Raw genomic sequence first — 6,605 nt, 5'->3', positions numbered from 1 at the left:
GCGGGGAACTGCGCGAGAACCCACGACGCGCCCGCACCCGACCGCCGGCCTCAGCCCGGCTCGGGGGCGCGGGGAACTGCGCGAGAACCCACGACGCGCCCGCACCCGACCGCCGGCCTCAGCCCGGCTCGGGGGCGCGGGGAACTGCGCGAGAACCCACGACGCACCGGCACCCGACCGCCGGCCTCAGCCCGGCTCGGGGGCGCGGGGAACTGCGCGAACCCGCAGCCCACCCGCACCCCGCAAACGCGGCCCGACGCTACGCCGTGACCTCCGAGCGGTCCCCGCCCCACAGCGTGTGGAACGCCCCCTCCCGGTCCACCCTCCGGTACGTGTGCGCCCCGAAGAAGTCCCGCTGCCCCTGCGTCAGCGCCGCAGGCAACCGCTCCGCCCGCAACGCGTCGTAGTACGCCAGCGCCGCCGAGAACCCAGGCACGGCAACCCCCTCCCGCGTCGCCGCGACGACCACCTCACGCCAGTCGTCCTGCGCCTCCGCGATCTCCCGCGCGAACGTCTCGTCCGACAGCAGGCTCGGCAGGTCCGCCCGCGCGTCGTACGCCGCCCGGATCCGGTCCAGGAACGCCGCCCGGATGATGCAGCCGCCGCGCCAGATCGAGGACACCGCCCCGAGGTCGATGTCCCAGTCGTACTCGTCGCTGCCCGCCTGGATCTCGTGGAAGCCCTGCGTGTACGACACGATCTTCGACGCGTACAGCGCCTGCTCCACCCGGTCCGCGAACGCCCCCGCCTCCGCCTCGGACAGCGCCTTCGGCTTCGGCCCCGCCAGCCCGCGGGACGCGGCCCGCAGATCGGCGTGACCGGACAGCGAGCGCGCGAAGACCGCCTCGGCGATGCCCGACACCGGCACGCCCAGGTCGAGCGCGATCTGGACGGTCCAGCGGCCGGTACCCTTCTGCTCCGCCTGGTCCACCACCACGTCCACGAACGGCTTGCCGGTCGCGGCGTCCACGTGCGCCAGCACCTCCGCCGTGATCTCGATCAGGTACGAGTCGAGCCGGCCCGTGTTCCACGTGCGGAAGATGTCCGCGATCTGCGCGGGGGAGTACCCGGCGACATCGCGCAGCAACTGGTACGCCTCGCCGATCAGCTGCATGTCGGCGTACTCGATGCCGTTGTGGACCATCTTCACGAAGTGCCCGGCGCCGTCGGGGCCGATGTGTGTCACGCAGGGCGCGCCGTCGGCCGCCTTCGCCGAGATCTTCTCCAGCATCGGGCCCAGCGAGTCGTACGACTCCCTCGGACCGCCCGGCATGATGCTCGGGCCGTGCAGCGCGCCCTCCTCACCGCCGGACACGCCCATGCCCACGAAGTGGATGCCCTGCTCGCGCAGCGCCTTCTCGCGGCGCCGGGTGTCCGCGAAGTGCGCGTTGCCGCCGTCGATGATCATGTCGCCGGGCTCCAGGAGCGGTGCGAACTCCTCGATCACCGCGTCCGTCGGACCGCCCGCCTTGACCATGATGACCAGCCGGCGCGGCCGCTCCAGCGCCGCCACGAACTCCTTGGCGGTCTCGGCCGCGATGAAGTCGCCCTCGTCCCCGAAGTTCTCCACCAACTCGTGTGTCTTCGACACCGTGCGGTTGTGCAACGCCACCGTGTAGCCGTTGCGCGCGAAGTTCCGGGCGAGGTTGCGGCCCATGACCGCGAGACCCGTGACGCCGATCTGCGCCGAAGTGCTCATACCGCCTGCTCCTCAAGAATCAAGTCGATCCCGTAGAACGTGCAAGGGATGCTGCCGCCGCTCATGCCCGCCAGTATTGCCCAAAGGCCATCCTGACCCGCCGTTCGACCGGCCGCACTTGCAGATACGGACCGGACGGGTCCGACGGCTCAGTAACCTCGTGAAACGCTTCCCGGACGTCCCGTCGCACCCATATGGCTGACGGTGTGTCAACGCCCATCCGCTCCAGACCCGTTCGGGCGGGACGGCCGAGCCCCCAGGGGCGAGAGGCGGCTGATTGCCGTCTTGTCATGGCCTGTTCGGGGCACTTACTTTTGGCCTTCCTGACGCGTGTGGCGAGGGGGGCTTCAGACATGGCCGAACGCGGCCGGCACCGCCGGTACCAGCCGAACAGGATCAACCGCGCCTCGCTCACGGTCACGGCGGGCGGCGCCGGCCTCGCGCTCCCGCTCGCCGCCGCCTCGAGCGCCGACGCGGCCTCCGTGTCCACCTGGGACCGGGTCGCCGCCTGCGAGTCCAGCGGCGACTGGGGCATCAACACCGGCAACGGATTCTACGGCGGGCTCCAGTTCACCCAGTCCACCTGGGAGGCCTACGGGGGCACGAGGTACGCGCCGCGCGCCGACCTCGCCACCAAGGACCAGCAGATAGCGGTGGCGGAGAAGGTGCTCGACGGCCAGGGGCCGGGCGCCTGGCCGGTCTGCTCGGTGCGGGCCGGGCTGACCCGCGGCGGCGACACCCCCGACGTGCACACCGAGAGCGCCGCCACCCACCCCGCGACGAACCACGCCGCGAAGAGCTCGGCCAAGAGCTCCGCGAAGAGTTCCGTACGGGACGTACAGCCGCAGACCACACCGCAGTCCAGGGCCGGCAAGGCCGAGATGTACACCGTGGTGCACGGCGACACGCTCTCCGGAATCGCCGAGGAACACGACGTGGCCGGGGGCTGGCACCGGCTGTACGCGGCCAACCGCACGACGGTCGGCCCCGACCCCGACCTGATCCTGCCGGGACAGCGGCTGAGCCTGACGGGCCGGGCCGCACAGGCCGAATCGGCGGCGAAGAAGGCGGCCGCCAAGACCAAGGCCCACCCGAAGACCGAGGCCAGGAGCAGGACCAAGGAAGGGACGGCCAAGGCCGCCACGCACACCGGTCACTCCCTCGTCGCCCCCGTCGACGCCCCGATCGGCACCCCCTACCACGCGGCCGGCTCGCACTGGTCGAAGGGCTACCACACCGGCGTCGACTTCCTCGTGCCCACCGGCACCTCCGTCAGGGCGGTCGAGGCCGGGCAGGTCGTCACGGCGGGCTGGGGCGGCTCCTACGGCTACCAGGTGGTGATCCGGCACGCCGACGGCCGTTACACGCAGTACGGCCATCTGTCGGCGATCTCCGTGCGGGCCGGGCAGAGCGTCTCCACGGGCCGGCGGATCGGCCGTTCGGGCTCCACCGGAAACGCCACGGGCCCGCATCTGCACTTCGAGGTGCGGACGGGGCCCGGTTTCGGCACGGACGTCGACCCGGTCGCCTATCTCCGGGCCGGCGGCGTCAGGATCTGATCCGCAACCGGCGCCGGTCCAGGAGCGGACCGTGCACGTAGTCGGCGGCGGGCAGCAGCACATCGGCCACGGGCGGGACCACGTCCGGCGACGCGGACCCCGACCGCTGCTGCGGCATCTCGACAAGTGAGGTCAACACAGGGTGCCCGGCGGCGTCGTCCACCGGACGGACCGCAGCCGACCCGGCACCCGCCGGCTCGGCCTGCGCCAGTCCCGCCTCGGCCAGTTCCACCAGCGCCTCGACCAGTGGCTCGGGCGACACCTCGGCCACGGCGGACTCCGGCACCGGCCGGGCCGGGTGCGGGGTGCGCTCGATGCGCTCGGTCGTCAGCAGGATCAGGCCGCCCGCCGCCACCACACCGCAGCCCAGCGCCAGCAGGGTGCCCGTCGCTCCGTAGCGGAACGTCTCGCCGAACATCGTGATGCCGACCGCAGCGGCCAGTACCGGGTTGACCACGGTCAGCGTGGCCAGGGGCGCGGCCAGGCCGCCGCCGCGGTAGGCGGCCTGGGAGATCAGGACGCCCGCGACCGCGTAGGCGCCGATCACGGACAGCCAGAGCAGGTCGGCGGTGGCGATCCCGCCGTCCCAGTCGATCGCCACGACCTTGGTGAACACCGAGGACATGCCGAAGGCTATGCCGGACGCGACGGCGAGCAGCACGCTGCGCACCGCGGGGTGGCGGTGCGCGGCCCGGCCCGCGACCATCAGCGCGACGACCGCCGCGCCGGTGACCAGCGCGACCCCGATCCGCCCGGCGGAGTCCAGGGCGTGCGAGTCGGAGGAGCCGACCAGGGAGAGCAGACCCGCCAGACCGACCGTCGCCATGATCGCGCCCCGCCAGGCGGTCGTCCCGGCCCTGCGGCCGACGAACAGGGCCGCCATGGGCAGCGCGAACACGATGGTGAGCGCGCCCAGCGGCTGGACCAGGCTCAGCGGGCCGTAGGCCAGCGCCACCACGTGCAGCAGGCCGCCGAGGCCGTTGAGCGCCATCGCTCCCCACCAGCTCGGGCGGCGCAGCGGCGCGTACGGCTCGTCGGGGGAGGAGACCGCCACCTGCTCCTGCACGATCGCTCCGCCGGCGTAGGCGACGGCGGAGACGAAGGAAAGCAACACGGACAACGCGAGGGCACTCATACTCGGCTCCTCTGCGTCAGGCGGGACCGTGTGGACCCACGCGGTGATCGGTCGGCTTCCATGAGCAACACTCTGCCGGTCCGGGTGCTTCCCGTCGTCGTACCTGAGCACCTAATGGGTCCTACTACCGATGGAGTACGAGGGGATCCCGATCATCCCCAGGGTGGGGGCCGCCGGGTGGAGGCGGTGTGCGTCCGGGACCCCGGGATCCCTGGTACTACTGCTGTTCGTGGACCTGTTCGAGGACCTGGACCCCGGTCTCGCCGCGCTCCGCCCGCTCGGCGGCTTCTTCCTCCTGCGCACCCTCCGATCGGAGGTAGGAGGCTCCGACGCGGCGCGGATCGACGAACTCGCGACGCTGGCAAAGGCCTATAAAAAACTCACATCGGATGTTTATGGAAATGCCCTGACTTTCCGTGTCGATGCCGTCTCGAGGCGTCTGCGTGCCACCGAACCCCGGGTCGCCGCCTCCATCGCCCATCAGGCACTGGCCGCCCGGCTCTGGTCCGTCGCCCTCGGCTGCGCCGTCCGCTACGGCCGCCTTCCCGACCTCGACCCGGGCCTGCTCCGCTGGGACACCGCTGCCACCGCCCCCGACGACCTCTGGCTCACCGAGGTGCGCGCGCTGCCCGGCGCTGCCGACCCGGCCACACTCGCCGACGCGGTCGTACGGGCCGTCGTACGCGGTCACCTCGAACCCCTCGGGGAAGCCCTGCGGGACCGCTACGGTCTCGCCGCGGGCCTGCTGTGGGGCAACGCCGGCTCCGCGCTGGCCGGTGCCGCACGGGAGCTGGACCGCTGGGCGCGTGCGAACGACTGTGCGGATACGGCCGCCCGGACCCGCGCCCTCGCCGACGCCCTCTTCGCGCACCCCCTGCTGAGCGCCACCGGCACCCGCACCGGCCTGGCCTTCCGGCGCCGCAGCTGCTGCCTCTACTACCGGGTACCGGGCGGCGGGGTCTGCGGTGACTGTTGTTTCACACAACCACCGCGCTCTTCCCCGCGCGCCGTATCTGGGTGACCATGGAACAACCGGCCGTGGAGAGCGAGGGGTTGCGGGTGCGAGTCGGACTGCTGACCCGGGAGTACCCCCCGGACGTCTACGGCGGCGCGGGTGTTCACGTGGAGTTCCTCGCCAGGGAGTTGCGGCCCCTGGTCGACCTGGAGGTGCACTGCTGGGGCGAGGGCCGCGGGGTCGGCGTCGTCCGGCACCGTCCCTGGTCCGCCCTGGACACCGCCAACGACGCGCTGCGCACCTTCTCCGTGGATCTCGCCATGGCCGCGGGCCTCGAAGGCCGCGAGCTCGTCCACTCCCACACCTGGTACGCCAACCTGGCCGGCCACGTCGCCAAGATGCTGTACGGCGTCCCGCACGTGGTGACCGCGCACTCGCTGGAGCCGCTGCGGCCCTGGAAGGCCGAGCAACTCGGCGGCGGCTACGCCCTGTCGAGCTGGGCCGAGCGCAGCGCGATCGAGGCCGCCGACGGCGTGATCGCGGTGTCCGGGGCGATGCGCGCGGACATCCTCGACTGCTACCCCGCCCTGGACCCGGCGAAGGTCCACGTCGTGCACAACGGCATCGACGCCGCCCTCTACCGCCCGGACCGCGGCACCGACGTCCTGGCCCGCGTCGGCATCGACCCCGGCCGCCCGTACGTGCTGTTCGTCGGCCGGATCACCCGCCAGAAGGGCGTGCCCCATCTGCTGCGCGCGGTACGGGACATCGACCCGGCGGCGCAGGTCGTGCTGTGTGCGGGGGCGCCCGACACCCCGGAGATCGACCGGGAGTTCCGCGAGCTGTTCGCGGAGCTGAGCCGGGCCCGCGAGGGCGTGCACTGGATCCCGCAGATGCTGCCGCGCGCCGACGTCATCCAACTCCTCACCCACGCGGCCGTGTTCGCCTGCCCCTCGGTCTACGAGCCGCTCGGCATCGTCAACCTGGAGGCGATGGCCTGCGGCACGCCCGTGGTGGCGTCCCGGGTCGGCGGTATCCCCGAGGTCGTCGAGGACGGCAAGACGGGCCTGCTGGTCGACCTGGACGACGACTTCGAGGACGGCCTGGCGCGGGCGCTGGACGCCGTCGTCGGCGACCGGGAGACGGCCCGCCGGATGGGCGAGGCCGGACGGGAGCGCGCCGTGGGGGAGTTCGGCTGGGACGCGGTGGCCCGGCGCACGGTCCGGCTCTACGAGGAGATCCTCAAGCAGGCGTAAC

At 72.5% G+C, this 6,605-nt stretch carries 5 protein-coding genes; 3 read left to right on the top strand and 2 right to left on the bottom strand.

Features of this window, described 5'->3' with window-relative positions; genetic code table 11:
• Positions 1-259: 259 nt before the first annotated feature.
• Positions 260-1,699, bottom strand: a complete 1,440-nt coding sequence (gene gndA, locus ACFY0P_RS27950; RefSeq protein WP_388918652.1) for an NADP-dependent phosphogluconate dehydrogenase — start codon at positions 1,697-1,699, stop codon at positions 260-262.
• Between the two features lie 353 nt (positions 1,700-2,052).
• Here gndA and ACFY0P_RS27945 point away from each other — a divergent pair, with 353 nt between their 5' ends.
• On the top strand, positions 2,053-3,258 hold the full coding sequence (locus tag ACFY0P_RS27945) for a transglycosylase family protein (RefSeq protein WP_388918649.1): 1,206 nt from the start codon (positions 2,053-2,055) through the stop codon (positions 3,256-3,258).
• Here the strand turns inward: ACFY0P_RS27945 and ACFY0P_RS27940 are convergent.
• Positions 3,248-4,393: a DMT family transporter gene (locus ACFY0P_RS27940; protein WP_388918646.1), complete on the bottom strand. Its 1,146-nt coding sequence runs from the start codon at positions 4,391-4,393 to the stop codon at positions 3,248-3,250. The genes ACFY0P_RS27945 and ACFY0P_RS27940 overlap by 11 nt on opposite strands.
• Positions 4,394-4,604: 211 nt before the next feature.
• Here ACFY0P_RS27940 and ACFY0P_RS27935 point away from each other — a divergent pair, with 211 nt between their 5' ends.
• Together ACFY0P_RS27935 and glgA are read left to right on the top strand one after the other, a co-directional pair.
• Positions 4,605-5,414 carry a (2Fe-2S)-binding protein gene (locus ACFY0P_RS27935; RefSeq protein ID WP_388919065.1) on the top strand — a complete coding sequence of 270 codons (810 nt, stop codon included), beginning with the start codon at positions 4,605-4,607 and terminating at the stop codon, positions 5,412-5,414.
• Between the two features lie 38 nt (positions 5,415-5,452).
• The gene (gene glgA, locus ACFY0P_RS27930; RefSeq protein WP_388919062.1) at positions 5,453-6,604 is read left to right on the top strand and encodes a glycogen synthase; all 1,152 of its coding nucleotides are present in this window, start codon (positions 5,453-5,455) and stop codon (positions 6,602-6,604) included.
• Position 6,605: the final 1 nt, after the last annotated feature.

It is taken from the genome of Streptomyces sp. NPDC001714, from assembly GCF_042892755.1.
Taxonomy (GTDB): Bacteria; Actinomycetota; Actinomycetes; order Streptomycetales; family Streptomycetaceae; genus Streptomyces.
The sequence above is the reverse complement of the archived record's forward strand: the minus strand, read 5'-3'. Positions and strand labels throughout refer to the sequence as shown.

Coding starts and splice junctions, on each gene's coding strand:
- gndA (WP_388918652.1), bottom strand. CDS start 1,699: ATGAGCACTTCGGCGCAGATCGGCGTCACGGGTCTCGCGGTCATGGGC.
- ACFY0P_RS27945 (WP_388918649.1), top strand. CDS start 2,053: ATGGCCGAACGCGGCCGGCACCGCCGGTACCAGCCGAACAGGATCAAC.
- ACFY0P_RS27940 (WP_388918646.1), bottom strand. CDS start 4,393: ATGAGTGCCCTCGCGTTGTCCGTGTTGCTTTCCTTCGTCTCCGCCGTC.